This is a genomic window from Brevibacillus panacihumi W25 (assembly GCF_000503775.1).
Taxonomy (GTDB): Bacteria; Bacillota; Bacilli; order Brevibacillales; family Brevibacillaceae; genus Brevibacillus; species Brevibacillus panacihumi_A.
Genome location: NZ_KI629782.1, coordinates 1,331,171 through 1,356,967 on the forward strand (window position 1 = coordinate 1,331,171; position 25,797 = coordinate 1,356,967).

Genomic DNA, 25,797 nt, shown 5'->3' on the forward strand with positions numbered 1-25,797 from the left:
GAAAAGAAGGACAGAACCACTCGTGCAGTATCATGCAAAGGAGAACTCATCGTGAAAGAAAAACGAAAAAAGACCTGGCGCAGAAAGCTCCTTCTCGTCAGCGTGATCCTGTTCGCCATGGCATCCATCTGGTGCGGCTACAATTTCTATCTGATCCAGCGTACGATCGACGAAGCAGCCCCTCGTCAAGCTGACGTGGGAATTGTTCTCGGTGCGGCAGTCTGGGGGGATCGCCCCAGTCCCGGCTTGAGTGAACGCCTGAATTACGCGCTATGGCTCTATAACCAGGGCTATGTAAAAGTTCTATTGGTATCGGGGGGATTAGGCGAAGGAAAAAAAGTGACCGAAGCCGAGGCCATGCGCACCTACCTGCTGGAAAAGGGCGTCCCCGCCGATGCGATTCTGATCGAGGACAAAGCGCGCAGCACATACGAAAACCTGCTGTTCAGCCAGCAGGTCATGGAAAGGGCCCATTTAAAAAATGCCCTGATTATCAGTCATGACTATCATTTGGCACGAGCCAATAAGATGGCTGACAGTCTGCAGCTGCCAGCCACCGTCGCAGGCGTCCAGTCTCAGGTTCTGTACGCGCCCTATCATAAAATGCGTGAGGTGCTCGCCCTCACCGTATGGGAGTTGGAACAGATCTGGTCCTACACGCGATGATTTTTACGCAGGATTTCGTACACATCGACGAAATGACGGATTCGCTCCATGATTCGCGCTGCCTTGGTTCGTTCAATGCGATTGCCGTTGGAGATGGACAGATGCTCCTCCAGTTCCTCCAGGGAATAATTGGAAGTGAAGAGGGTGGGCAGATGGTTGTTGGCGCGCTGGTTCAGGATGACTCCCAGGATCTCGTCCCGAACCCAGGGAGTCAGGTTTTCCGCGCCGATGTCGTCGAGGATGAGCACAGGCACTTCTTTTAGCAGCTCCAGCTTGCTTGCGTAGGACTGATCGGAGATGGAATCCTTCATCTCGCGGATAAAATCTGGGACGTAGACAAGCAGCGAAGCTACATTGCGCTCGGACAATTCACGACCAATTGCGCCCATGATATAGCTTTTTCCCACTCCGAAAGGCCCGTGCAGGTAGAGTCCCTTGACTCTCTCTCCAGTCCCCACTTTATTGCAGAACTGGAGCGCTGCCCCTACCGTTTCTTTATTGCCTTCGTCGATGACAAGCCCTTCAAAGGTAGCATTCATCGTTTCCTCGGAGACGTAGTAACTGCGCATGAGGCGGCGGCGTCTTAGCTCTTCCTCATGGGAAAGCTGCTTGCTGCAAGGGGAAATCGCGCTAATGATCGTTCCGTTTACCACGTCTAGCTGGGTCCGATGTCCCTTCACCAGATTGGGGCAATCGCCGAGCCCCGGGCAATGCTCGCACCAGTACTGTTCCTTGACGGCGGTGTAGACGGTGGAGAGTGAACGCAGGTAGTCCTCTCTGCTGAGTTCATGATGGTGTTGGGCAAAGCCTTTTAAATAGGACGACGAGCCCAGCATTTTGTCCAACTGTTGCTCGGGGGTCAGCAGCTGACGCGGTGTACGTTTGGAAAGCTCTTGCATGAATTGACCGATAGACTCCATCTACCATCACTCTCCCTTCTGCTTGCTGCGCAGGTTTTGCAGCATTTCTTGCAATTCCGGAAAATCCTGAATCGACTGACCTTTTTTTCCTTCGGCCGCTTGCTTTTCCTGCGCCATCTGCCATTCCACGGAGGCTGGCAGCTTGTCTTCGAGGACTGCGCGATTGTTGCGGCGTGCAGGTGCAGACGTTTTTCTTGGCTGCTTCTCCTTTTCCGCGACCTGCTCACGTTGTTCCGCCCGTTCCAGGATCTGCTTCACAGCCTCGTCCACTGTCGCGATCCGCTTCGCTTTCCAGCTATCGCGAATCGTCTCCATATATGACTTCGGCAGTTCCATTTGCATGCTTGCGAGGGTATGCAGCAGCAGTGCATTCACGACCTCCGCCTGCATTCCATCCGTGAAGACCAGCGTCTCAGCCCGTTCCAGAAATACTTTGCTGACCCGGCCCCCCACTACCTGCTCCAATAAGGCAAGCGGCGAGAGCAGACGGCATGCCCGTACGAACGCTTCACTGCCTGCAGGCGGCAAATTGCCCGGTCCAAAGCTCTCTCCTGCAGGGAGGGTGACCGGCTCGGTGCGGTACAGCTTGTCATCCGTATACCGTTGCACCAATCGCTTGCGCAGCACTTCCTTGTCCAGACTGCGGTCCGGCTTGTACAGCGTCCAATCGCGAAGCTCTTGTCCCAATCCCCAGCTATCCAATTGATAGAAGTGGCACAATCGGTACAAAAATTCCATGCTGTCACCGACCAGCACCTTGTCTGCGTCCGCATTATCCGGCAAGTATAAGCGAAGGGAAGAGACACTGAGCGGGTGCTGCACTTCCGGCTCATACCACGATTTCATCTCCGCTGCTGGATAGTCAGACTCCATCTGCATCAAAAACTGCTCCCGCTCCGAGCCTTTCTCGACTTCCAGCTCAGATGGCTTCAAGGATTGAAACACTTCGTGGAAGTCCTTGGTCATGTTTTCCACTGCCGTGTATTCCTTCGTCAACTGATTGGCGAGCGGATCCGCATACTGCTGCCGCAGCTGTTGATAGCGAATGTTTTCGATTTTGTTCAACAGCATCAGCGACAGCACATAGTCCGCAAAAAACTCGTTTGGACTCAAAGGCGGTTTGACCATGTATTCATAAAAAAAGTCACGCTGGCCATTTTCCCTTCGACGCACCTCCAGAAGCCCCAATGCTTCCAGCCGCTCCCGCGCGCTGAGCAAACGGTCCAGCGACATCGAGGTAATGAGCATCAGACTTCGATGGGTGTTTTCGGCTGCCCCGCCGCTGACAGGCTGAACCTCATGGGCCAGCAATTGATAGAGGGCGAAGGATTCGACACCCATGATCGGCAAGTAAAGCTGGGCGATAAAGCCCATCTCGGCAAAGCTGAGCGGCCTGATCATCCGCACCAGATAGCGATCCTTCGGCGTCATTTCGTTCCATACCAGTCGGCGCATGTGACTCTTTCCTTCCTGTGAAATCTCATTCCTCTATTATAGCATGGCTATGAAAGCAAAGTGGGGAAAACCGATGGAAAGCGAAAAAGACCCCCGCTGTCAGATCGCGAGAGCCGTGACTGGCTTGTCCTGTAACGTAGAGAAAGGCGCTACTCTTTGGAGATAGGGGATTGGCTGTTTCTGGCTTGCGACAACAGCTCCTCCAGCTCTTTCATGAACACGGATATATCCTTGAACTGGCGATAAACCGAAGCGAACCGGACATAGGCCACCTCATCGACATGGTACAGGCGCTCCATTACTTTTTCTCCGACATCATCGCTCGGCACTTCCGCTTGGCCGCAATTGCGCAATTCCTTTTCGATGTCACTCACTACATCTTCCAGGGTTTCCAATGGAACGGGTCGTTTTTCACAAGCACGCACCAGTCCGCGCAATACTTTTTCTCTACTAAATTCCTCACGAGTTCCGTCTTTTTTGACGATAATTAAAGGAGATTCTTCTACCATTTCAAATGTGGTGAACCTGCGTTCACATTTTTCGCACTCACGACGGCGGCGAATCGATTTATAGTTATTGAAAGGACGCGAATCCAGGACCCTGGTCCCGTTGTATTCACAGAATGGACAGCGCATCGTGGAATCAACTCCCTTGCGAACATTCGTTGTAAACAGTGTCCCTCATGTGCATACAAGAAGTCAAGTCAATCCTTCTACCTATTTCAAGCCTCTTTTGAATACATTACAATATGGACTGTTGGAGGGATATCAATGCGCCTAGTATCTTTGAAACAAGTTCGGCCGGGCATGAAGCTGGCAAGAACCGTGTTTACCCAGGATGGCAAGGTGCTTTTAGGAAAAGGCATGAACCTCACCGAAAGGCTCATCCAAGGACTGCACCGTTCAGAAGTAGATGCCATCTACATTGACGATCCTCGCACTTCCGACATCGTTGTCGAGGATGTCATTCGCCCGCAAACGAGGCAGATCGCTGTAGAAGCGATTGAAAAAACAGTGAAGCAGATCACCAATTCGAACAAATTGGCGCGCAAAATTTCCTTGCTCGAGATGGGCCTCCATTTTCAGCGGGCTTTTAGCGCGATCCTGGAAGATCTGATGCACAACGAGCAAATGGTCGGACATCTGACGACGATCTCTACTCATTCCCCTTCCCTGTACCATCACTCGGTTAACGTGGCCGTGCTTTCGACGGCAGTCGGAATGTCGCTTGGCTACAACCAAAGCCAACTGATGGAATTGGGGATTGGCGCGATGCTTCACGATATCGGAAAGCTGCAGCTTCCAGAGGAACTCCTGAATACCAACGAGCGTTGGACTCCCGAGCAGCAGGAGATCGCCAAGCAGCACACGATGAACGGGTTTAATCTATTGCGCAAGCAGCATGATATTTCGCTCTTGTCTGCACATGTCTGTCTGCAGCATCATGAACGCATCAATGGCAGCGGCTACCCCCAGGGCTTGAAAGGAAAACAGGTGCATGAATACGCCCAGATCGTCGGGATCTGCGACGTCTATGATTCCCTCACCTCACCTCGCCCCTGGCGCGGGCGCTACATGCCGCAGGACGCCATGGAATACCTGCTCGGCGCAGGCGGCCACTTGTTCGAGCATCACCTCATCAATGCCTTTATCAAGCACATCGCCGTTTTTCCGATCGGAAGCAGCGTCGTTCTCAATACAGGAGAGGTCGGCGTCGTCAGCAAGGTCGACCCAGACTACTGCCACCGTCCGACTGTCCGTATTCTCAAGGATGGACGCGGCAATGATGTGCATACCCCCTACGATCTTGATCTGAAAACACTTATCAAGATTTTTATCGTCGGATTTGAAGACGAGCAGCTGTTTGAGATGAGCGCCTTGACCCCGCCTGCCGAATCAGCACCTACAAGCGAATAGGGCAAGACGCTGAAGAGGGACTGTCCCGAAGTCTATTTGACTTCCCGGGACAATCCCTCTTTTTTGTTCCAGTTCCAGTTGCGGTTAACGGGCCCCTGCAGCCGCCGTCTCTTTCACTGGACTGGCATTGTACTGTTCGGATACGTGGCGCACCAGATCCACGACGCGGCAGGAGTAGCCCCACTCGTTGTCGTACCAGGCGATTACTTTCACTTGATTCGTGCCCATGACCATCGTCGAAAGACCATCGACGATCGAAGAGTTTTCATTGCCGTTGAAGTCGCTGGATACCAGCGGCTCGTCGCAGAATTCCAGGTATCCTTTCATGCTGCCCTCGCTCGCTTCTCGCAGGACGCGGTTCACTTCTTCTACAGTCACTGGTTTTTTTGTGTTGATCACCAGGTCGACTACGGAGACGTTGGGAGTTGGAACACGAAGGGCAAAGCCGTTCAGCTTGCCGTTCAATTCTGGCAATACGATCCCTACCGCACGGGCAGCTCCTGTGGTGGTCGGAATAATCGATTCCCCTGCCGCACGGGCGCGACGCAAGTCCTTGTGCGGGTTGTCAATATTCACCTGGTCATTGGTGATCGAGTGAATGGTAGTCATCAAGCCTTGCTCGATGCCGAATGCCTCATGCAGCACTTTGGCTACTGGAGCCAGGCAGTTTGTCGTGCAGGAAGCATTGGAGACGATATGATGGTTCGCATGATCATAAATGGTATCGTTGACACCCATTACGATCGTAGCGTCCTCTTCTTTTGCCGGAGCGGTAATGACGACTTTTTTCGCGCCGCTTTGCAGATGCTTGCCAGCACCATCACGGTTCGTAAATTTGCCCGTGGCTTCCACGACGATTTCCACGCCAAGCTCTCCCCAAGGCAGCTTGAGCGGGTCGCGGTCGGACAGTACTTTTGTCGGCTTTCCATCTACGATGATGGTTTGATCTTTTACTTCAACTTTATTTGGAAGACGTCCATGAATGGTGTCGTATTTCAACAGGTGAGCAAGTGTCTCTGCTGGATAACTGGCGTTGATAGCGACGATTTCGATGTTGGGGTCCTGAATAGCGCGGCGAAAAACCATGCGCCCAATACGGCCGAAACCATTAATACCAATTTTGATAGTCATAAAAGAAACCCCTTCCTCAATTAAGTTACGCTGATTTGTTATCTTTATTATAATAAGTATGACACAATTATCAATGTGTTTTACTGAAAAATAAATATTTGGACGATTTTTCGCATTATTTTTGACCTAAAAAGCAAAAAGTCGCTCTCTCTTTGTATCGAGAAAGCGACTTTTCAATGCAATTCCTGGTCGTATACCCGCTGGTAACGATCCTGATAATACAACACCCGCTGTACGTACATGCGCGTCTCCGGGTAAGGAATGTCCTCCAACGACTCTCTTCGCCCATTCCACTGTCCGTCATTCAACCATCCGTTCACTTTGCCGGGACCGGCATTGTAGGCGGCAATCACTTTGGCGATATCTCCCTCATAGCGATTCCCTAAAAACTGGAGGTACCAGGTGCCGATCTTGATATTCATGACCGGATCATATAGATAATCCTGACTCGCAGGCTTAAATCCACCCTGCTGGACAATCCATTCCGCCGTGTCCGGCATGATTTGCATCAATCCGATGGCCCCTTTTTTGGAGACCCGATCAGCTTGGAAGCTGCTCTCCGAACGGATCACAGCCAGGATGAGATGTGGATCCACCTGATATTGACGGGAGGCATTCATGATTTCCTCCCGATACTTGATGGGGTACATCCACTTCCAGACAAAGGAGGTATTGAGCAAGAAGAAGAACGCGATCAAGGCAATTCCTAACCATGCCCTTCGTTTGCCAAGCGTCATAAACCGATCTCCGAACGGATCGCTGACAGCATCTCTTCCACTTGCCGCTCCGCTTCTTCCCGTGAGCCCGAATTGTCGATCAAAAAATCAGCATCGGCTTTTTTCTGATCGATGGGGAATTGCGCGCGCAGCCGTTTTTGTGCCTGCTCTTCCTGCAGCTCATCACGCTCCATCATGCGTGCCAACTGCATGTGTGCGGGTGCGTAGACTACGACAACTTTGTCCACCATGTGTTGCAGCTTGCTTTCAAACAGCAGGGGAATATCCATAAAAACGATGCTTGCTCCGTTCTTTTCAGCCGCTTCTGCTTCTTCGCGCATGACACGACGTACCTCTGGATGGACGATGGCATTCAGTTTTTGTCGCTCTGTTTCATCCGAAAATACGATCTCACCCAGTTTTTTCCTGTCAATCTGACCGTCAGAGAGCAGAATCTCGCGGCCAAAATGCGCCACGATTGCTTCATACGCCGGCTTTCCCGGCTCTACTACATCCCGGGCAATCTGATCTGCATCGATCACTGGGATCCCTCGTTCCCGAAGCATCCCGGTGACGGTGCTTTTTCCGGTGGCAATGCCGCCTGTCAAACCCAGAATCATCTCCATCCTCCTCCCCTGCTTATCCTTATGACTTCCGCTTCTGACATTTCGGGCAGACATGCGTCCCTCGGCCGCCAACAACAAAGCGGACAATCGGCGTTCCGCAGTTCACGCACGGTTCATCCTTGCGTCCGTAAACCGTAAGCGACTGCTGGAACATCCCCATTTCGCCCTGACCGTTTACGTAGGATTTGATCGAACTGCCGCCTTGCTCGACGGCTTCCTGCAACGTCGACACGATGCTCTCGTGCAGACGCGCGACCTGCTTGTTTGTCAATTTTCCCGCCGGAGTCTCCGGGTGAATCCCCGCCTTGAACAACGACTCGTCCACATAAATATTCCCCAGCCCCACCAGACATTCCTGGTTCAACAGCAGCGGCTTGATTTTTGTCGTGCGGTTTTTCAATAATCCACGCAGAAGCTCCGCAGTAAATCCCTCGTCCAGCGGCTCTACGCCGAGCTTCGCCAATGGACCGACGGTTGTTTCGAGTCCCTTGGGATAGACATCCATCGTGCCAAACTGGCGCACGTCTCGATAGCGCAGCTCGGTTCCGTCCGTAAAGTGAAAAATGACGTGTGTATGCTTTTCCACCGGTTCCACGGATGTATACAGTCCATATCTGCCTTCCATCCGCAAATGGGAAATCAGCACATCCTGGTCGAGAATGAACTGGATAAACTTGGCCCGCCTTTTGATCTCATGAATCGTCTGTCCGCACAATTGCGCCTTGAACGCTTCTACATCATCGGGTTGACGAACGATTCGCGGCAAGCTCACACTCACCCGCTCGATTTTCTTTCCCTTTACAAGCGTCTGCAGAGTACGTACGACTGTCTCCACCTCTGGCAATTCCGGCATATGCCTCCTCCTCTCGCTGTCTCATTTCTCTTATCTGTCAATCGGCTCGCCTACTTGGCGTCATACCAACTGCGTCCGTAATTCACGTCCACCTTGAGCGGAACATCCAGTTCGAGTGCGTTTTCCATGACCTCAGGCACCAGCTCCTGCATGAGCTCCAATTCATCCTGCGGCACTTCAAAAACCAATTCGTCATGCACCTGCAGCAGCATGCGGCTTTTCAGTCCTTTTTCCTCCAAGGACTTCTGCATGCGGATCATCGCCAGCTTGATGACATCTGCAGCTGTTCCCTGGATCGGCGTATTCATCGCCGTACGCTCGGCGAAGGAGCGCAGGTTGAAGTTGCTGCTGCGAATATCCGGCAGGTATCTGCGGCGCTGAAGCAGAGTCGTGACGTAGCCGTCCTGCTTGGCCTGCTGGACAATCTCTTCCATCCAGCGTTTCACGCCTGAGAAGACGGAGAAATAGCGTTCAATAAAGTCGCCTGCTTCTTTGCGGGTGATATTCAGGTTTTGCGACAAGCCATAATCGCTGATGCCGTACACAATCCCGAAATTAACTGCTTTGGCCTGACGCCGCATCAGGGAGGTTACATCCTGTTCGGCCACACCAAACACATCCATTGCCGTGCGCGTGTGAATATCCATATTCTTGCGGAACGCATCAATCAGATTCTCATCCCCGGAGATATGGGCCAGGATGCGCAGCTCGATCTGCGAGTAGTCAGCAGCCAGGATATAGCAATCTGCCTCGGAAGGGATGAATGCTTCCCTGATCTTCCGTCCCTCTTCCATACGGATCGGGATGTTCTGCAGGTTGGGATCTGTGCTGGACAATCTCCCGGTCGCCGTCGTGGCCTGATTGAAGATGGTGTGTACCTTGCTTGTATTCCCGTGAATTTCCTTGGTCAAACCCTCAATATAGGTAGAGCGCAGCTTGCCCAACTGACGGAAGGTGAGGATGGTGTCGATGATCGGATGATAAGGCGCCAGCTTTTCCAGCACATCTGCGCTCGTCGAAGGTCCCGTTTTGGTCTTTTTCAAAACAGGCAAATCCAGCTTTTCGTACAAGACCTCCCCGAGCTGTTTGGGCGAATTGATATTAAAGGACATGCCGGCCAAATCATAGATCTTCGCGGTCAACTCCTCCAGCTTGCGATCGAGTTCGTCCCCCATTTGAGCCAATCGTTCGGCATTCACGCGTACCCCGTGCTTCTCCATCTCTGCAAGAACCAGACTAAGTGGTCCTTCCAGATCGTTGAGCAATCCGGATAAGTCATTTTCCTCCAGTTGCTCGCGCAGAACAGGGACCGATTGCCAGATGGCCTTCGCCTTTTTCGCGACATGCTCGCTCAACTCATCCGTCTCGGGGATCAACCGCTTGGCGCCCTTTCCGTACAACTCCTCGTCGGGAAGGACACGTATCTGTGCGTATTGGGCCGCGATGCTGTCCACAGTCGGATTGCTCTCCGCTGCATTGAGCAGGTAGGAGGCAAGGTATACATCAAAGTTGATGCCTTTGATGTCCAGACCGTGCCAAGCGAGTCCCACTGTGTCGCGCTTGCCGTCAAACGTCCATTTCTCCTGGCCTGCGTCCCCCAGCCAGTTGCGGAAAGCTTCCCATTCCTTGGCTTCGTCCCAGGAAACATAAAGCGCGATGTCTTCGTTCGCCAAGCCAAATCCCAGAATCGGCGCATGGTGGTAATTCTCTCCGTCCATCTCCACGTAGATCGCCATCGGGGAAGTCAGATTGGCTGCGAAGGCGTCCGCATTTGCAGACGTCACGACCTCAAAGGAAAATGCCTGTTTTTCTTCACTCTGCGCAGTTGGGGCTGTACCCTTCACTTTGGACAGCAGAGATTTGAATTCCATCTTTTTAAAGAATTCCGTGACGGAAGCCCCGTCGTAGCCATCGTAGGCTGTATCGCCAAGATTGAGCTCTACGGGCGCATCTCGCATAATCGTCGCCAAAGCTTTGCTCAGCTTGGCCTTGTCCACATTTTCCCGCAGGTTCTCCTGAAGTTTTTTGCCGGATACGCGATCGACGTTTTCCAGCACCTGTTCCACGGAGCCGTACTCATGCAGCAGCTTCAGGGCTGTTTTTTCTCCTACCCCAGGGACCCCTGGAATATTGTCGGAGGTATCGCCCATCAACCCTTTTAAATCAATGATTTGCAGCGGCTCAAGGCCGTATTTATCCGTGATCTCCTGTGGCGTGTACAGCTCGATCTCGCTGACGCCCTTACGCGTCAAAGCTACGCTTACATGGTCCGAGACGAGCTGCAGCATATCCTTGTCCCCGGTGATTACAGTCGTTTTCCAATTCTGTTCGTCAGCCTGTTTCGTCAGGGTGCCGATGATGTCGTCCGCTTCATAGCCTTCCAGCTCAAATCGCTTGATGGAGAAGGCGTCCAATAATTCACGCATGAGCGGGAACTGCTCGGAAAGCTCGGGCGGCGTCTTTTTCCGTCCACCCTTGTACTCCGCAAATTCACTGTGGCGAAACACGACTTTGCCAGCGTCAAATGCGACCATGATATGTGTCGGCTGGAGCTCTTCCAATACCTTCAACAGCATGGTCGTAAAACCGAGCACAGCATTCGTATGCAGTCCCGCTGACGTGGACAGCAACGGCAGTGCATAAAAGGCGCGGTTGGCAATACTATTCCCGTCTATCAAGACAAAATGACCCAACGATCCCGACCCCTCTCGTGACAAAACGTACTATCCTTAATCGTAACATAGGGGAAACATCCAAGCCAAGCCTGTAAGGGCGAATGGGTAAAGAGAACCAGGCTTGAACAAACTAAACGAAAACCACAAGGCAGGCGATCCTATGCAGTTGAAAAAATTCTTTCCTTATGTGCTTGCATGCTTCCTTTTCACATGTACAAACGGCTTTCAAGCGACAGCTGCTAGCCCCGGTCTCTCACCCGCTCCGCTTCCAGCCAAACCCAAGCAGGTCGCATTTGTAATTGATGATTTCGGCAACAACATGAAAGGCACGGAGGAAATGCTCTCCATGCCCGTTCCGATGACGATTGCGGTCATGCCTTTCTTGCCCAGCACGAAGAAGGATGCTGAGCTCGCCTATAAAAACGGGCATGACGTCATCGTGCACATGCCGATGGAGCCCTTCAAGGGAAGGGCCTCGTGGCTGGGACCAGGGGCCATCACAACGGATTTGTCCGACGAGGAGATCCGCAGTCGGCTGCACAAAGCCATCGATGAGGTCCCTCACGCAATCGGCATGAACAACCACATGGGTTCCAAAGCGACTGCCGACGAGCGTGTCATGCGAATCGTGATGAGTGTTCTGAAGGAGCGAGGGCTTTTTTATCTGGACAGCAAGACCAACCATCGCAGTATAGCAGGAAAAATTGCGCAGGAGATCGGCGTTCCCTACACGGAGAATCAGATGTTTCTCGATGATTCCCACACCACGGAACACATTACCAAGCAGCTGGAAATAGCCTGTCATCGCCTTGACAAAGAGCAACGCTGCGTCGTCATCGGCCATGTCGGGCCGGCTGGCAAGAAAACAGCCTCCCTTCTGCGGCAGTACATCCCGCGGATCCAGAAGGAGGCTGAATTCGTCACGATCTCAAAACTGATTTTCCAAACGGTCAACTAAGTCCTGCCATAAGCTTTCCTCCACCTGCTGCTCAACTGCTATCTCTCCCGTCAGGGTTACGTATTCGCTCACGGCCTCTCGAATGGCCTGAGCGATCTTTTTTTGGCCTGCAGGACTGGTCATCTCCGCGCGATCCTGCGCATTGCTGATAAAGCCCATCTCGATGATGACAGACGGACAGTAGTTGTGGCGAAGCATGTAATACGTCTTTCCTTTTACCGGCTTTTGCTTCGTTCCGGCATAGCGATTCAGGGAGTTTTGCAGCAGCTGGGCAAGCATGTAGCTTTGCTCGTTGCTTTGGTACAATACCAACGGCCCGCGTCGTTTGGAATCCGCTGACCAGTTGACATGCAGGCTGAGCATCATCTGAGGATCGATCACTTGAGCGAGATTTCGTCGCTGGGCGAGATCACGCAGATGGCGGGAGCGGATTTTCAGCCAACGGTTGTCATCGCTTAGCGCAATATCTTCGCTGCGATTCAGTGCGGTCTTGAAGCCAGCCTCTGTCAATTGGCGGTACAATTCCTTTGCTACCTGGAGATTGATGTCCTTTTCGTACAGGGATCCGTACGTCGTACCTGAATCCACACCTCCGTGTCCGACGTCTATGAGAATTTGTATGGGGGTGAACGGGAGAGCCGAGGTTCGGCTCGGGTAACTCGAAATCGCCAACAGTGCAACCGTGATGAGAACAAGGATTTTGTTTCGCATGCTTGTAGGATTTCCAGTTGAAAAGAAAACCTCTCAACGGCCAGTAAAAGCATTAACATTGTGAATTGCACCCGCCAACGATACAATAGAGACGATCCAGATTCTCAATTCTCGGTAAGAGGGTGCTTTCTTGTGCAACAATCCTCGGACAAACCTGTAGTATCACCTTATCTCGTCCTTATCTTTTCTGTTCTAGCCATCTCCACTTCCGCTATTTTTGTCAAACTCTCGGATGCCCCTGCACCGATTATTGCCACGTATCGGCTGGTCTTTTCAGCCGTTCTTACACTCCCGCTGCTGTTTTGGAATCGCGGCGCGTGGAAGGAAATCGGCCGGATGTCCAAGAAGGCATGGGGATTGTGCATCCTGTCTGGCGCTTTTCTGGCCAGCCACTTCCTGCTCTGGTTTGAATCCCTCAACTACACATCTGTGGCAAGCTCTACCGTGCTCGTGACTCTGCAGCCGCTCTTTGCCTTTATCGGAGGGTATTTCTTCTTCCAGGAGCGAATTCGTCCGCTCGCGCTGCTGGGTGGAATCTCTGCCATCGCGGGCAGCTTCGTTATCGCCTGGGGTGATTTCCAGATTGGCGGAATGGCCCTGCTTGGAGACATACTCGCCTTGCTTGGGGCTGTCACCGTTACCGGCTACTGGCTGGTCGGGCAGTTTCTTCGCCAGCATCTCTCATCCTTCACGTATACCCTTGTCGTCTACACCATGACGAGCCTACTATTGATCGGCTATGATCTGGTTCTGGGATACCCGTTGGTGGGTTATTCTGCGGAGAATTGGGGCTGGTTTTTCTGCCTCGCATTGTTTCCGACCTTGCTTGGCCATTCCTTGCTCAACTGGGTGATCAAGTGGCTGAATACGACGACAATCTCCATGGGGATCCTTGGCGAACCGGTCGGGACCGCCATTCTCGCCTATATCATCCTTGGAGAAACGGTAACCCTGCCGCAATGGATTGGCGGGTTGATCATTCTTGGAGGCATTTATCTCTTTATCCGCTTCAATCAACCATCCGCGAAAGGAGTGAGCCCGGGTGAACCAGCATCGGCAACCGCGACAACGAAAAAGCTTACGTGATTATATCAAAGGGCTTAGTGTCTGGGCCAAGATCGGCTGGGTGATTTTTCTCGGGTACATCGTGGGACGAATCATTTACTGGATCACCAAGCTGCTCTCCTCTTGAACAGGACAAAAGACAGCAACCTCATCAGGCTGCTGTCTTTTGTTTTTCCGACGCTTGGTCGGCTGGCGGCTTTGGTTTTTTGTGCAGGAAATACAGGAACGGAATGGAGATGACGATCGGGATCGCCGAGATCAGGAAAGTGTCTCCAATCCCGCGAACCAAGGCTTCTTTTGCCATCATTCCGTACAGGATACTGGTCGCCCCTGCTGTTCCGTAAGCCGTATCCACCCCAGCTTGCGCGTACATGCCACCAAGGCCAGTTAATAGCTGTGTCGCCATATCACTGTTCAAATTCTCAGCGATGGAGGACATATGGAACGTTTGTCTTGTTTGCATGCATACGGTCAACAGCGCAATGGCAAACGAGCTCATCACCTGACGCAAGACGTTGGAGAGCGGTGATGCATCCCCTACATTCTGGCGCGGGACGGCGTTCATCCCGACTGTAGACAGCGTCATCATGCAAAGACCGATTCCGATCCCCCGTATGGTCAAGATCATGTCAATCCATTCATGCATGCTGTCGGCAGCCAGATTGTGCAATTCAAACGTGGTGACACTCATCGTAACGAGACCAACCAAGCCGATCGGACCAATGCCGTATTTATCCATCAGCTTTCCGCTGATCGGCATCATGATGGCCATCGCAATGGATTGCGGCATCAACAGAATCCCCGACTCCATGGCAGTCAGGCCCTGGACGTTTTGCAAAAAGATCGGCATCAGGAAGATCCCGCCCATCATCCCCATCATGACAAAACCTGATGTCAAAATACTGAGGGAGAAGACAGGAATTTTCAGCAAGCGCAGGTCCAGGAGAGGCTGTTCCTTCCCGAGCTCTACCCAGACAAACAAAGCCAGGCTCATGATCGCCACAAAGAACAAGCTGACGATAAAAAACGAATCCCAGCCCTCTGCCTGCCCTTTACTGAAAGCAAGCAGGAGAGATCCAAACCCTACAACTGCCAGAAAGGCTCCCAGATAATCAAACGATAGTTCCGGTTTTTTCGGCGTCTCCTTCAAGAGAATGCTGCTCATCAAGACAGCAAAAATCCCAAATGGAACACCCACCAAAAAAAGGAATTGCCAGCTTAAAAACTCAATCAAGTATCCACCCAGCGTAGGTCCCAAGGCAGGCGCTGTCATGGAAGCAATCCCGAAAATACCTAAGGCCATCCCGATTTTTTCTCGTGGCACGATCATGTAGATCATGGACATCCCAATAGGCATGATCATGCCGCCGCTGACGCCCTGAATGACGCGAAACGCGATCAATGAGGTATCGCTCCATGCCAGGGCGCATAACACCGAGGATAAGGTAAAGGAAGCTAGTGAGAGAATGAAGATACGTTTGGAGCCGAATTTTGCGGACAAGGAACCGCTCATCGGAATCATTACCGCATTGGCCAGCATGTATCCCGTCAATACCCATTGCATGGTGTCTGTCGTCGATCCGAAGATGTTGACCATCGATGGAAGGGCGACGTTAATCAAACTGTTGTTCAGGATCGCTACGAAGGTGCCGGAGAGAATAGCGAGAAGAGACAGCCACATGCCGCCGCTTCCGCTTTTCTCTTCCTGCTGTGCTACCGCTTCTGCCATATTTCTCACCCCCGCTAGTTTGCGCTCACCATGCTGCCATCTGATAACTCGTCAGTCGGATGAATCACGATCTGATCGTTTTCCTTTACCCCTGATGCGACCACGGCCCAGTCGGCTCCGGATTCACTCACAGATACCTCTACCTGGTGGACCACACCTTGATCTACTGTGTAGATGTAATTCTTGTTTTCTTTTTCCACGACTGCGGAAGCAGGTACTTTCGTTCCCTTTTGCGCTTCCCCTTGCAGGTATACCTCTGCTACCATCCCGGCGCGCAGCAGGCCATCCTGATTATCCAGTCTTACCTTGATCGGGAAGGAGCTGCTGTTGGCATCAGAGACAGGGGAAACAAATTCTACCTCTCCACTCCACACCTTCTCAGCCATCCCTGCCACTTTCACGTCGACAGTACTGCCGACTTTTACGTTGTTGATCATGGCTTGCGGCACGCTTGCCTCTACCTTCACCTGGTCCATTTTCACCAGAACCAATAGAGGCGCACCTGCTCCGGCCATCTCGCCCGGATTCACGTTTTTCTTCGCGACAATCCCCGAGATCGGTGCATGGATAATGGTATTGTCATACCCGTTTTTCGCCATATCCAGGCTTGATCTCAAGCGGGCAACCTCTGCTTCCAGAGCCGCTACTGAATCAGCGGTCGGACCAGCCTTCGCCAAATCGTACGCCGCTTGCGCCTGTTCGAGACCTGTGCGGGCTTTTTCCGTATCGAGAGTGACGCGTTCCAGCTCCGCCTGAGACAGGGCACCGGAATCAAACAAAGCCTTCATCCGTGTGTAGTTGTTTTCTGCCACTTTCAAGGTTGCCTGTGCCTGCTCTACGGTACTGGCCAGTTGTTGAAGCTGTTGGGTCCGGGCGCCAGCCTTTGTATCGCGCAGTCTGGCTTCCGCTCCTGCAATCGCCGCTTGCGCCTGGTTGATCTGCTCCTGAAAATCGCTCGCTTCAAGCGTGACCAGTGTATCTCCCTGCTTGACTACAGAGCCTTCCTGTACGGGAACGGTCGCCACCTTCCCCGATACTTTGGAGACCACCTGCACCTCTTCCGCAGCCACGACCTTGCCGTTCGCTGTCAGACCTGTCTGAACAGAGGCTACTTTCCAAGTTTTTACCGCCGGGAAGGTCTCAGCCGAAGAGGTGGATGACTCGCTGCAGCCCGCAGCGAATAACGATACCGCCGCTATGAGGAGCCCGAGTGTTTTTGCCGTTTTTTTCATCCTGCTTACCTCTCCTTCACATGCACTTTGATTTCTGCATTCAAACCAGCTGACAGTTGAATTCCTGCCGTATCATCCAAGGCGATTTTTACCGGAATGCGCTGGGTTACTTTTGTAAAGTTGCCGCTTGTATTGACTGCCGGCATCAAAGAAAACATCGAGTTCGTCGCCTGACCGATTTCGGACAAGTGACCGATCAGTGTCTTCCCAGGATAAGCGTCCACTTTGATTTCCACTTTTTGTCCCAATTTGACGCGGCCGATCTCTGTCTCCTCCAGGTTGGCCGAGATGTACAGCTGGCTTTCATCGATAACCAGTGCAACCGTTTGACCAGTCGAGACCACCTCCCCGACTTTTGCCTGGGTTTTGATTACGGTTCCCGTGATAGGTGCCCGCAGAACGCTGTTTTCCAGCATGTTGGCAGCCAGATTAGCAGTATCCTGTTGTCCCACTGCCTGATCTGCGATAACGGTATCTCCCTCTTTGACATCCAGGCTTGACAGTTTCCCTGTCAATTTGGGCATTACCCGATAGATATCTCCAGATACACGCGCATCCTGAGTTGTGACATAATTCGCACCTTGATACCAGTAATAGTATCCGATCCCTCCGCCGCCTCCGACGAGTAGGAGTAAAATGATGTACAATACCAGTTTTCGCTTCATCTTTTCTCCTCAGCTTTCTCTCTCTTCGATTTTCTCGAGCAACGTCTCCAATGATTGGATAATATTATTCAGTTCTTCATCCGAAAAGCCTTGAAAACTACGTTTGTAAAATTCCCCTGTAAATAGATCCACTTCTGCAAACAAATTTTTCAATTTCTCCGTTTTCGATATCCAGACGACTCTACGGTCATTCTCATCCCGGACTCTCGCCACGAATTGTTCCCTTTCCAGCCGATCAATGATCCCCGATGTTGTACTATAGGATAAGTCAACTGCCTTACTGATTTGCCCGATGGTTTTCGGTTCCTCAATGATCTGACGGATCACGACCAGTTGCGGGACGGTAAGACCATATTTGGCCAACTCTTTGGTGGCCATAGCTCCCAGCGTTTTATTCAAGCGCTTGAGCAAGTCGCGGATATGCAAAGGCCTGTTCATTTGACTCTCCTTTCTGCTCAAATATTTCGTACGCGAAATGAATCACAGCCAACACTATACGCCTATTTTGGCTGGATGGCAACTATTTCTTTTCTTCAAAAGTGTAAAAAAGTACAAAAAACAGCACCTCTTTTCTTTCAGGGTGCTGGTTGATCCGTTAAGGAGGGATTGATTGGCTCTTCCTCGGGGAGATGCTCCTGTACGCTTGGCACATCGCGCGGGTCATACTCCAATTCCGGGAAGGAGTGGATGGATACGTACATCTGTCCGTTAGCGGACCTTGCCTTGATCAGGATTGGATAAGCGTATTTGTTCTGGAAAACAAAGTCGGGGCCATTCCAGCTGACGGTTGCGTCACGCCCGGGAGGGACATATGCGACGTGGCGGCTGTGCGAGTATCGTTGCAGGATGTGCAGCCCTGCCTTGTCTACCGCATTGAACAGCGTGGAGGACACTTGGCAAATCCCCCCGCCTATCCCTTCAGATAGCTCACCGCGCACGATGACCGGAGCTTGCAAATAGCCTTTTGCTGGCGTTCGTTTGCCGACTACTTTATTGAAAGAGAAAATTTCTCCAGGCAGCAGCACGTAGTTATGGATTGCCTTTGAAGCAAGCATGATGTTATGGGAGCGGTTCTTGTTCCCACTGTTAAAGTACGTGATATACCTTCCGATCGTTTTCTTTTGCACCTGTTTGAGCAATGCCCGGTCTACTTTTGGATGAATAACCTGAAAAGGAATGTGAAGCCCTTTTGATCCCGCACCATAGTAGTAATGGTAGACCTGCGAGAGGAACTCCCGTCGATCCAGCCGGCGACCCTTTTGCTCTGGCACAATTCTGCCGCTGTCAGAGACGGTCGCATTGATCGGCTCCCGGTAGCTGAGCTTGTCCAACTCGTCGACGACGGATTCCAGTTGATTGACATCCACGAGCGGAACACCGGAAAATGGCAGCGTAACATCGTCTCGATTCAACACCGCTACCGTTTTGCCTTCCAGCTCTACCTCAAATAGATCCGTTGGGTCCAGGGGAGCGGCTAACAGCAGCATCGCCAGAGTCAATGAAAAACCCATCCGGCTGCTCACCTCCTTCCCGTAGTATGAGCAGTCGAACGGGTTTCATTCTCAATGATCGCGTATCAATACACTTGTGATCGCCTGACCTACCGCATGCAATCGTGTCTGATCGACCGCTTGCAAGTAGACGGCATTCAGCTGTTCACGCCTGTTTTTCGCCTCTACGAGATAACCAGTCGCTTCTTTTACCTTTTTCGTATAGCGAGTCTTGATTTTTTCGATTTCTTCGCTGAAACGTTCATCTGTTCCTGGTGTAATGGCCAGGGTGTACATGTCGATGACCTCGTCAGTCTCTTTATTGGGAAAATACTCATGCGGCGCCGTGCTATCGAAAATCGCTACGCTTTTTTCCGGGAAGATCACCATATCCAGGCTGTTCGGGTCAAGACCGCAGTGGTATACCTCGACATCGAAGCCCTTTCTCTCCGCCTCGCTGACCAGTTTTTTCAGCATCGTCGACTTCCCTGAACCCGGCCGTCCTTTGATAAAATACCGTTTCTCCAGATGATCGGTCAGCTTCATGATGTGGTCGACAGGCCCTGCCGGTGTCGCTGCCCCGAGGTACATGCGGCGGACACGGGAGGTTTTGCTCAAGCTGTCTGACCCGAAAAATTGCTGTTTCAACTCTTCTGTGATCTGATTCACCTTCTCCCGGTCCAGGTTGCCGATGTAGATGCCCTCCCAGTCGTCATGGATGCGCAGCGCCTCTCCATATGCCTCATATGCCTGCTGGTTGTAACGAAAGATCTCCTCGTACCACCGAGCGATCTGTTCCTTGTGCGGAGCAAGGCGGTCAGGGATCAGTGCGGTCTGCAAATTGACGTGGATCTCCGTCAGACCCGGTCCCTTCGGCCTCCACACGCGCGGGTAGCTGTGGTCCATGATCGCGACTCTCTGTTTGGGCAGTACGATCCCGTCAAACTGTCCGTTCATAAAAGGGGAATGAATCCATTCCACCTGATCTGTCTGTGTTTGCAGTTCTTTTCCCATCTTCTCAATCAAGGCAGACGTGATGCCCTCCACGACACCTGTCAGCAAGTAGACGCGGTCCATGTCCGCCAGTACGGATTCGTACAAGGTGCGATACCCTCTGGCTGTGTTGCCCGCCGCGTAAATATGGCGTTCTGCTGCTGTCATCCTGATCCCTCCTGCTGCTTCGTCAAACATTTCTTGTACGCTCTATCCTATGCAGGCATGCCGCGATGGGCGTCTGTCTCGTATCAAATATCTTGTTGCGAGGTCATCAAGCTGTGGCGGAGAAGAGGAAAAAAAGCCGCTGGCGTACCCAACGGCTTCCTTCTTTGCTTATTTACTGATTCAAGTCGGTCATTTTCCCAGTCTTCATGTAGATGATCCACTCGCAAATATTGGTCACATGGTCGGCGATCCGCTCCAGGTATTGCGCTACCAGCAAAAGATGAGTGGCTTGCGAGATCGAATCGCTGTTCCTCGTCATGAGCGCAATCAGATCGCGGAAGATCGTCGAGTACAGCTTGTCGACGACGTCATCGCGGGCCGCAATCTTTTCAGCCTCTTCCTTGTCACGGGCGATGTAGGCGTTCAGGGAGTCGCGGACCATCTGCTTGACGTGATCACCCATCAAGGGAATATCGATCAGGGGCTTAATGTACTCCTCATTCTTCAGACGACGTGTGGTCTTGGCGATCGACACCGCGTGGTCGCCCATCCGCTCCAGATCCGTTACCAGCTTGAGCATCGTCCCCAGACGGCGCAAATCATGACCGACCGGCTGCTGCAAAGCAATCAATTGGAAGCAGCCGCCCTCAATCTCGTGTTCAAGCTCGTTGATCAGCCGATCGTTGGCTACCACTTCATCCGCCAAGGTACTATCTCTTTCTACCAGGCTCTTAATGGATTTGTGTATGGCTTCTTCTACCAGTGTCCCCATCGTCATCAACTTGCGATGAAGCACATCAAGTTGTTCTTCAAAGGCATGACGCGTCATGCGGTTTCCCCCTCCAAAACGGATCTCATTACCACTGTATATGGCAATTGTCTAGCCAGCATGAAGGGATTGTGTTCTTTACGTAAATTTTTTAACGCCTGGCAGAAGAATGGTAAATGTCGTCCCTTTTCCTTCTACGCTGTCGACAAAAATCTGTCCGTTCAAATTGTCGATCAGGTGCTTGACGATGGCCAGACCCAGACCCGTTCCGCCGGAATCCCGGCTTCGCGCTTTGTCCACTCGGTAAAAGCGCTCAAAGATCCGCGGAATATCCTTCTCCGGAATGCCGATTCCCGTATCGATTACTTGCAATTTCAGCTGCTGCTGCGTGACCTCGGTCTTGATCGTAATCCTGCCGTTCTCCGGCGTGTACGCAACCGCATTCGCCAGCAAATTGAGGATGATCTGCTGCAGGCAGTCTTTATCGGTCATCATCCAGATCTCGGGCGTCTCGTCCGGACAGGTAATGGTCAGATGCTTGCGTTGGGCGGACTCCTGAACGATGGTCACAGCCGAGGAAATCACCTCCTGGACATGGACACTCTCCATTTGCAGAGGAATCCGCTTCTGCTCGATCTTGGACAGATCGAGAATGTCGCGAATCATCCGGTAGAGCCGTTCGCTCTCATCGGAAATGATCTGTAAAAAGTTGCGGCATGTTTCCTCATCCTGCATCGCTCCGTCCAGCAGCGTTTCCGTAAAGCCCTTGATCGAGGTAATCGGCGTGCGCAACTCATGGGAGACGTTGGCGACGAAGTCACTGCGCATCTTCTCCAGGCGGCGGATCTCTGTGATGTCGTGCAGCACGACCACGACCCCTTTGGACTCCCCTTTGAAGTTGATATACGGAGCAAAGTTGACGTCCAGGATGCGCTCATGCGGGTAGTAGATGTGGACCTCCTGGCGAAACTTCTCCTTTTTGTCCAGACAACGGTCGATGTACTGGCTTAGCCCGAAGCTTTTTCCTGCCTCGATGTGCAGCTTGCCCACGACATCATGCCCGGGGGTCCCCAGCATTTTCTCAACGGCTGGGTTTACGAGCATGATCCGGCGATGCTCCGAGATGAAAATAACCCCGCTCGTCATGTTGTTCAGCACCCCGGACAGGCGCTGCTGATTTTCCGAGATCTCGTACATTTGCTGCTCCAGGCTGGAAGCCATAAAGTTGATTGCTCCCGCCAGCTGGCCGATCTCGTCCTTGGCTTTGATGCGCACTCTGCTTTCAAACTGGCGCTGTGTGATGTTCCCGGCTACCCGGGTAATCTCCTCAATCGGCCGAATAATCGAAAAGGAGATGCGGGAAACAACCAGCGAGCCGATGATGAGTGTCACCAGCAGCCCCGTAAACAAGCTGTACCACATGTTGTGCACCGTATCCGTGATATCGCGGATGGACATCGCGGAGCGCACCGCTCCGATCGTCTTGTCTCCTTGCTGCACTGGCACTGCCACATAGATCATCTCTTCTTCAAGCGTCTCGCTGTAGCGGCGCGAGATCCCCGTCTCTCCCGCCAAGGCCGATTGGAACTCCGGTCGGTCCAGATGATTCTCCATTTTTTGAAACCGGGAGTAGTTGTCGTATAGCACGCTGCCGTCGCGATTGATGACAGTGACCCGTACTTCTTCCGCAGGCGCGATCTGCTCCACCTGCTCGGCCAGATTTCCCTGATGAAAGAAAACTTCGGGAAAACGCACCACCTGTGCGACCAGCCTCGACTCCCGTAACAAGAGCTGGTGCAGGGACTGGAGATAGGCATTCTCCAATACCTTGGCAAAATAGAGGCCCATCAATAGCAAAACCAACGAAATCAAGCCGAGGATCGTCAAGGTGAGTTTGATGCGAAAACGAGTCAATGTCCGGCCTCCCGTTTACCCTTCCAATTTATAGCCAAGCCCGCGTACGGTTTTGATATAGCGTGGGTTTTTCGTATCGTCTTCCAGCTTTTCCCGAAGATGGCTCACGTGGACGTCCACAATACGCGAATCGCCGATAAAATCGTAGTTCCAGACAGCATTGAGCAACTGGTCGCGAGTCAAGACCCGTCCCTGGTGATTGGCCAGGTAAAGCAGCAGCTCGAATTCCTTCGGTGTCAGCTCCACTTTGGTGTCTTGGCGATATACCTCGTACTTTTCCGGATAGATGCGGATTTCTCCCATCGCGATCACCAGATGCTCCGGAGATGGAGCTGCTTCAGGGGTCACCTGGATCCGGCGCAGGATCGCCTTCACGCGGGCGATCACCTCACGCGGGCTGAACGGCTTCGTCAGGTAGTCATCCGCCCCCAGCTCCAAGCCGATTATTTTATCCAATTCGTCATCTTTGGCCGTCAGCATGAGAATTGGCGTGAGAATTTTCTCTTGTCGCAGTGTCTTGCATACATCCATTCCATCCATCTTTGGCAGCATCAGATCGAGAATGATAAAATCCGGCTGTTCACTTTTCACCATGTCCAGCGCTTGCATTCCATCAAAAGCAGTCACCACTTCGTATCCTGATTTTTCCAAATTGAATTGTAACAGCTTCACAATGGACACTTCGTCATCCACGACCAAGATTTTTGTCATTTTCGTATTTTCCCCCTAGAATGCCAATGTTTCCTCTCCAGTCTGCCAATTGGGGGGGAGGAAGACAAGTAATTTTTTTGTAAAGATGTAAAAAGGACGCCCCTCACGTGAAGGACGTCCTTAGGTTTGGTACTTTTGCTTATTTCAATACAGCAATGACGTTGCGTACAGAATCAGCAGATTTGTCGAGGGCTGCTTTTTCTTCTGCAGTCAGTTCCAGTTCGAAGATTTTCTCGATACCATTGCCCCCGAGCAGGGTTGGTACCCCCATGTAAAGGTCTTGGTAGCCGTACTCGCCTTGCAAGAGAGCGATGGATGGCAAGATGCGCTTTTTGTCTTTCAGGATCGCTTCCGCCATTTGTACCAGGGAAGCTGCCGGCGCATAGTAAGCAGAACCGTTGCCCAGCAAGCCTACAATCTCGCCTCCGCCTTTGCGGGTACGCTCTACGATGGCATCCAGACGTTCTTGCGGGATCAGTTTTTCCAATGGAATGCCGCCAGCATAGGAGTAGCGCACCAATGGAACCATGTCATCCCCGTGCCCGCCTAATACAAAGCCTGTTACGTCTTCTACGGATACGTTCAGCTCCATCGCCACAAAGGTGCGGAAGCGGGCCGTATCGAGAACGCCGGATTGACCGATTACGCGTTCTTTCGGGAAGCCTGAGGTTTGGTAGAAGGTGTACGTCATCGCATCAACAGGGTTGGAGAGTACGATTACGATGGAGTTCGGCGCATGCGTTTTTACCTGCTCTGCGACAGAGCGCATGATGCCGGCATTGGTGTTGACCAGATCATCGCGGGACATGCCAGGCTTGCGGGCGATACCTGCGGTGATGATCACCAGGTCTGCATCCTTGATCTGCGCGTAGTCCGATGTACCTGTAATCTTGGCATCAAAGCCCAGTACAGGCGAGGACTCCATCATATCGAGGGCTTTCCCTTTCGTTGGGTTTTCCAATTGTGGGATGTCAACCAGTACGACGTCACCCAGTTCTTTTTGACCCAGGATGAAAGCAGTTGTTGCTCCTGTAAAACCACTACCGATGACTGCGATCTTTTTGCGCTGGAATGCCATTTTCAATCCCCTCCAGATTGGTTGAGTATCGAACCGTTATGTTTGAAACGGATCTTACATGTTGTTGATCAGAGCATCCGCGAACTCGGAGCATTTCAGCTCGGTTGCGCCTTCCATCAGACGTGCGAAATCGTAAGTAACGGTTTTCGCGGAAATGGTTTTTTCCATGGAGTTTATGATCAAATCAGCCGCCTCGTTCCATCCAAGGTGACGGAGCATCATTTCTCCGGAAAGAATCACGGAGGATGGGTTTACTTTGTCGAGGCCTGCGTATTTCGGAGCGGTACCATGTGTTGCTTCGAAAATCGCGTGACCAGTCAGGTAGTTGATGTTGGCACCTGGAGCGATACCGATACCGCCTACTTGGGCAGCCAGTGCGTCAGATACGTAGTCGCCGTTCAGGTTGAGGGTTGCAACGACATCGTATTCAGCCGGACGAGTCAGGATTTGTTGCAGGAACGCGTCCGCAATCACGTCTTTTACGATGATTTTGCCTGCTGCTTCTGCTTCTTTTTGCGCTTTGTCAGCGTCGCCGCCTTCAGCCTTGATACGATCGTATTGTGCCCAGGTAAATACTTTGTCGCCGAATTCAGCTTCAGCCACTGCATAGCCCCAGCTTTTGAACGCACCCTCGGTGAACTTCATGATGTTGCCCTTGTGTACCAGGGTAACGGATTTGCGGTTGTTGTCGATCGCGTAGTTGATCGCCGCGCGAACCAGACGCTCTGTACCGTCTTTGGAAACAGGCTTGATCCCGATACCGGATGTTTCCGGGAAGCGGATTTTCTTTACGCCCATTTCGTTTTGCAGGAAGTCGATTACTTTTTTCACTTCTGGAGTGCCTTCTGCCCACTCTACACCTGCGTAGATGTCTTCTGTGTTCTCACGGAAGATTACCATGTCAGTCAGTTCTGGGTGTTTTACAGGGGATGGCACGCCATCGAAGTATTGAACAGGACGTACGCAAGCATACAGGTCCAGCTCTTGGCGCAGCGCTACGTTGATGGAGCGGATCCCACCGCCAACAGGTGTAGTCAGAGGACCTTTGATCGCAATCAGGTATTCACGAACGGCAGTCAGTGTGTCTTCTGGCAGCCACTCATTGAATTGGTTGAAGGATTTTTCGCCGGCGAATACTTCGAACCAAGCGATTTTTTTCTCGCCTTTGTACGCTTTTTCTACAGCCGCATCGAGAACGCGAACAGACGCTTTCCAGATGTCAGGACCAGTACCGTCACCCTCGATAAAAGGAATGATCGGATTGTTTGGAACTACCAATTTCCCGTTGTCTACGGTAATTTTTTCACCAGCAGTTGGTTGAGACAGGTTTTTAAACAATTGAATCCCTCCAATGGT

Annotated in this window: 25 protein-coding genes; 5 read left to right on the forward strand and 20 right to left on the reverse strand. The window is 52.0% G+C overall.

Translation table 11 applies throughout. The features are described 5' to 3' along the window. Positions 1–51 precede the first annotated feature (51 nt). The gene (locus T458_RS35720) at positions 52–666 is read left to right on the forward strand and encodes a YdcF family protein (RefSeq protein WP_023555819.1); all 615 of its coding nucleotides are present in this window, start codon (positions 52–54) and stop codon (positions 664–666) included. On the opposite strand, the gene dnaI is transcribed toward T458_RS35720, so the two are convergent. The 3 genes from dnaI to nrdR all read right to left on the reverse strand — a co-directional run bounded on the left by dnaI (position 654) and on the right by nrdR (position 3,676). After that, on the reverse strand, positions 654–1,586 hold the full coding sequence (dnaI, locus tag T458_RS35725; RefSeq protein ID WP_023555820.1) for a primosomal protein DnaI: 933 nt from the start codon (positions 1,584–1,586) through the stop codon (positions 654–656). The two genes, T458_RS35720 and dnaI, sit on opposite strands and share 13 nt — an antisense overlap. A 6-nt stretch (positions 1,587–1,592) precedes the next feature. Next, on the reverse strand, positions 1,593–3,041 hold the full coding sequence (locus T458_RS35730) for a replication initiation and membrane attachment family protein (protein WP_023555821.1): 1,449 nt from the start codon (positions 3,039–3,041) through the stop codon (positions 1,593–1,595). Between the two features lie 149 nt (positions 3,042–3,190). Further along, on the reverse strand, positions 3,191–3,676 hold the full coding sequence (nrdR, locus tag T458_RS35735) for a transcriptional regulator NrdR (RefSeq protein WP_023555822.1): 486 nt from the start codon (positions 3,674–3,676) through the stop codon (positions 3,191–3,193). Positions 3,677–3,811: 135 nt separating this feature from the next. On the opposite strand from nrdR, the gene T458_RS35740 reads away from it, so the two are divergent. After that, on the forward strand, positions 3,812–4,957 hold the full coding sequence (locus T458_RS35740; protein ID WP_023555823.1) for an HD-GYP domain-containing protein: 1,146 nt from the start codon (positions 3,812–3,814) through the stop codon (positions 4,955–4,957). Positions 4,958–5,041: 84 nt separating this feature from the next. Here T458_RS35740 and T458_RS35745 read toward each other — a convergent pair whose 3' ends face one another. The 5 genes from T458_RS35745 to polA all read right to left on the reverse strand — a co-directional run bounded on the left by T458_RS35745 (position 5,042) and on the right by polA (position 10,976). Continuing rightward, a complete protein-coding gene (locus T458_RS35745) occupies positions 5,042–6,088 on the reverse strand; it encodes a glyceraldehyde-3-phosphate dehydrogenase (RefSeq protein WP_023555824.1) in 1,047 nt (348 codons plus the stop codon). 173 nt (positions 6,089–6,261) lie between these two features. After that, complete coding sequence (locus tag T458_RS35750; RefSeq protein ID WP_023555825.1) at positions 6,262–6,825, reverse strand: lytic transglycosylase domain-containing protein; 564 nt, start codon at positions 6,823–6,825, stop codon at positions 6,262–6,264. After that, positions 6,822–7,430 (reverse strand): dephospho-CoA kinase, encoded by a 609-nt coding sequence (gene coaE / locus T458_RS35755; RefSeq protein WP_031305487.1) that lies wholly within the window; start codon positions 7,428–7,430, stop codon positions 6,822–6,824. The genes T458_RS35750 and coaE overlap by 4 nt, the downstream gene beginning before the upstream one ends. A gap of 19 nt (positions 7,431–7,449) precedes the next feature. Next, the gene (gene mutM / locus T458_RS35760) at positions 7,450–8,283 is read right to left on the reverse strand and encodes a DNA-formamidopyrimidine glycosylase (protein WP_023555827.1); all 834 of its coding nucleotides are present in this window, start codon (positions 8,281–8,283) and stop codon (positions 7,450–7,452) included. Between the two features lie 50 nt (positions 8,284–8,333). After that, positions 8,334–10,976, reverse strand: coding sequence for a DNA polymerase I (gene polA / locus T458_RS35765; RefSeq protein WP_023555828.1), 2,643 nt, complete (start codon positions 10,974–10,976; stop codon positions 8,334–8,336). A 142-nt stretch (positions 10,977–11,118) separates the two neighbouring features. Here polA and T458_RS35770 point away from each other — a divergent pair, with 142 nt between their 5' ends. Beyond that, positions 11,119–11,916, forward strand: a complete 798-nt coding sequence (locus T458_RS35770; protein ID WP_031305488.1) for a divergent polysaccharide deacetylase family protein — start codon at positions 11,119–11,121, stop codon at positions 11,914–11,916. Here the strand turns inward: T458_RS35770 and T458_RS35775 are convergent. Further along, complete coding sequence (locus T458_RS35775; RefSeq protein ID WP_023555830.1) at positions 11,887–12,627, reverse strand: N-acetylmuramoyl-L-alanine amidase family protein; 741 nt, start codon at positions 12,625–12,627, stop codon at positions 11,887–11,889. The two genes, T458_RS35770 and T458_RS35775, sit on opposite strands and share 30 nt — an antisense overlap. 132 nt (positions 12,628–12,759) lie before the next feature. On the opposite strand from T458_RS35775, the gene T458_RS35780 reads away from it, so the two are divergent. Both T458_RS35780 and T458_RS57140 read left to right on the forward strand, forming a co-directional pair. Continuing rightward, positions 12,760–13,713, forward strand: a complete 954-nt coding sequence (locus T458_RS35780; RefSeq protein WP_023555831.1) for a DMT family transporter — start codon at positions 12,760–12,762, stop codon at positions 13,711–13,713. Further along, complete coding sequence (locus T458_RS57140) at positions 13,670–13,819, forward strand: hypothetical protein (RefSeq protein ID WP_171819359.1); 150 nt, start codon at positions 13,670–13,672, stop codon at positions 13,817–13,819. Before T458_RS35780 ends, T458_RS57140 begins: the two co-directional genes overlap by 44 nt. 24 nt (positions 13,820–13,843) lie before the next feature. Here T458_RS57140 and T458_RS35785 read toward each other — a convergent pair whose 3' ends face one another. The 11 genes from T458_RS35785 to icd all read right to left on the reverse strand — a co-directional run bounded on the left by T458_RS35785 (position 13,844) and on the right by icd (position 25,779). Then, positions 13,844–15,421 (reverse strand): DHA2 family efflux MFS transporter permease subunit, encoded by a 1,578-nt coding sequence (locus T458_RS35785; RefSeq protein WP_023555832.1) that lies wholly within the window; start codon positions 15,419–15,421, stop codon positions 13,844–13,846. Positions 15,422–15,435: 14 nt separating this feature from the next. Further along, positions 15,436–16,653 (reverse strand): efflux RND transporter periplasmic adaptor subunit, encoded by a 1,218-nt coding sequence (locus tag T458_RS35790; RefSeq protein ID WP_023555833.1) that lies wholly within the window; start codon positions 16,651–16,653, stop codon positions 15,436–15,438. Positions 16,654–16,658: 5 nt separating this feature from the next. After that, entirely contained in the window at positions 16,659–17,318 is a 660-nt protein-coding gene (locus T458_RS35795) for an HlyD family secretion protein (protein WP_023555834.1), read from the reverse strand. Positions 17,319–17,327: 9 nt separating this feature from the next. Next, the gene (locus tag T458_RS35800; RefSeq protein ID WP_023555835.1) at positions 17,328–17,756 is read right to left on the reverse strand and encodes a MarR family winged helix-turn-helix transcriptional regulator; all 429 of its coding nucleotides are present in this window, start codon (positions 17,754–17,756) and stop codon (positions 17,328–17,330) included. Between the two features lie 137 nt (positions 17,757–17,893). Continuing rightward, the gene (locus T458_RS35805; protein ID WP_023555836.1) at positions 17,894–18,829 is read right to left on the reverse strand and encodes a VanW family protein; all 936 of its coding nucleotides are present in this window, start codon (positions 18,827–18,829) and stop codon (positions 17,894–17,896) included. A gap of 51 nt (positions 18,830–18,880) precedes the next feature. Next, positions 18,881–19,969 (reverse strand): PRK06851 family protein, encoded by a 1,089-nt coding sequence (locus tag T458_RS35810; RefSeq protein WP_023555837.1) that lies wholly within the window; start codon positions 19,967–19,969, stop codon positions 18,881–18,883. A gap of 172 nt (positions 19,970–20,141) precedes the next feature. Continuing rightward, entirely contained in the window at positions 20,142–20,798 is a 657-nt protein-coding gene (gene phoU, locus T458_RS35815; protein WP_023555838.1) for a phosphate signaling complex protein PhoU, read from the reverse strand. Positions 20,799–20,876: 78 nt separating this feature from the next. Beyond that, positions 20,877–22,652 (reverse strand): two-component system histidine kinase PnpS, encoded by a 1,776-nt coding sequence (gene pnpS / locus T458_RS35820; RefSeq protein WP_023555839.1) that lies wholly within the window; start codon positions 22,650–22,652, stop codon positions 20,877–20,879. Positions 22,653–22,667: 15 nt separating this feature from the next. Then, complete coding sequence (locus T458_RS35825) at positions 22,668–23,363, reverse strand: response regulator transcription factor (RefSeq protein ID WP_023555840.1); 696 nt, start codon at positions 23,361–23,363, stop codon at positions 22,668–22,670. Positions 23,364–23,502: 139 nt separating this feature from the next. Next, positions 23,503–24,441: a malate dehydrogenase gene (gene mdh / locus T458_RS35830; protein ID WP_023555841.1), complete on the reverse strand. Its 939-nt coding sequence runs from the start codon at positions 24,439–24,441 to the stop codon at positions 23,503–23,505. Between the two features lie 54 nt (positions 24,442–24,495). After that, complete coding sequence (gene icd, locus T458_RS35835; protein ID WP_023555842.1) at positions 24,496–25,779, reverse strand: NADP-dependent isocitrate dehydrogenase; 1,284 nt, start codon at positions 25,777–25,779, stop codon at positions 24,496–24,498. Between the last annotated feature and the right edge of the window lie 18 nt (positions 25,780–25,797).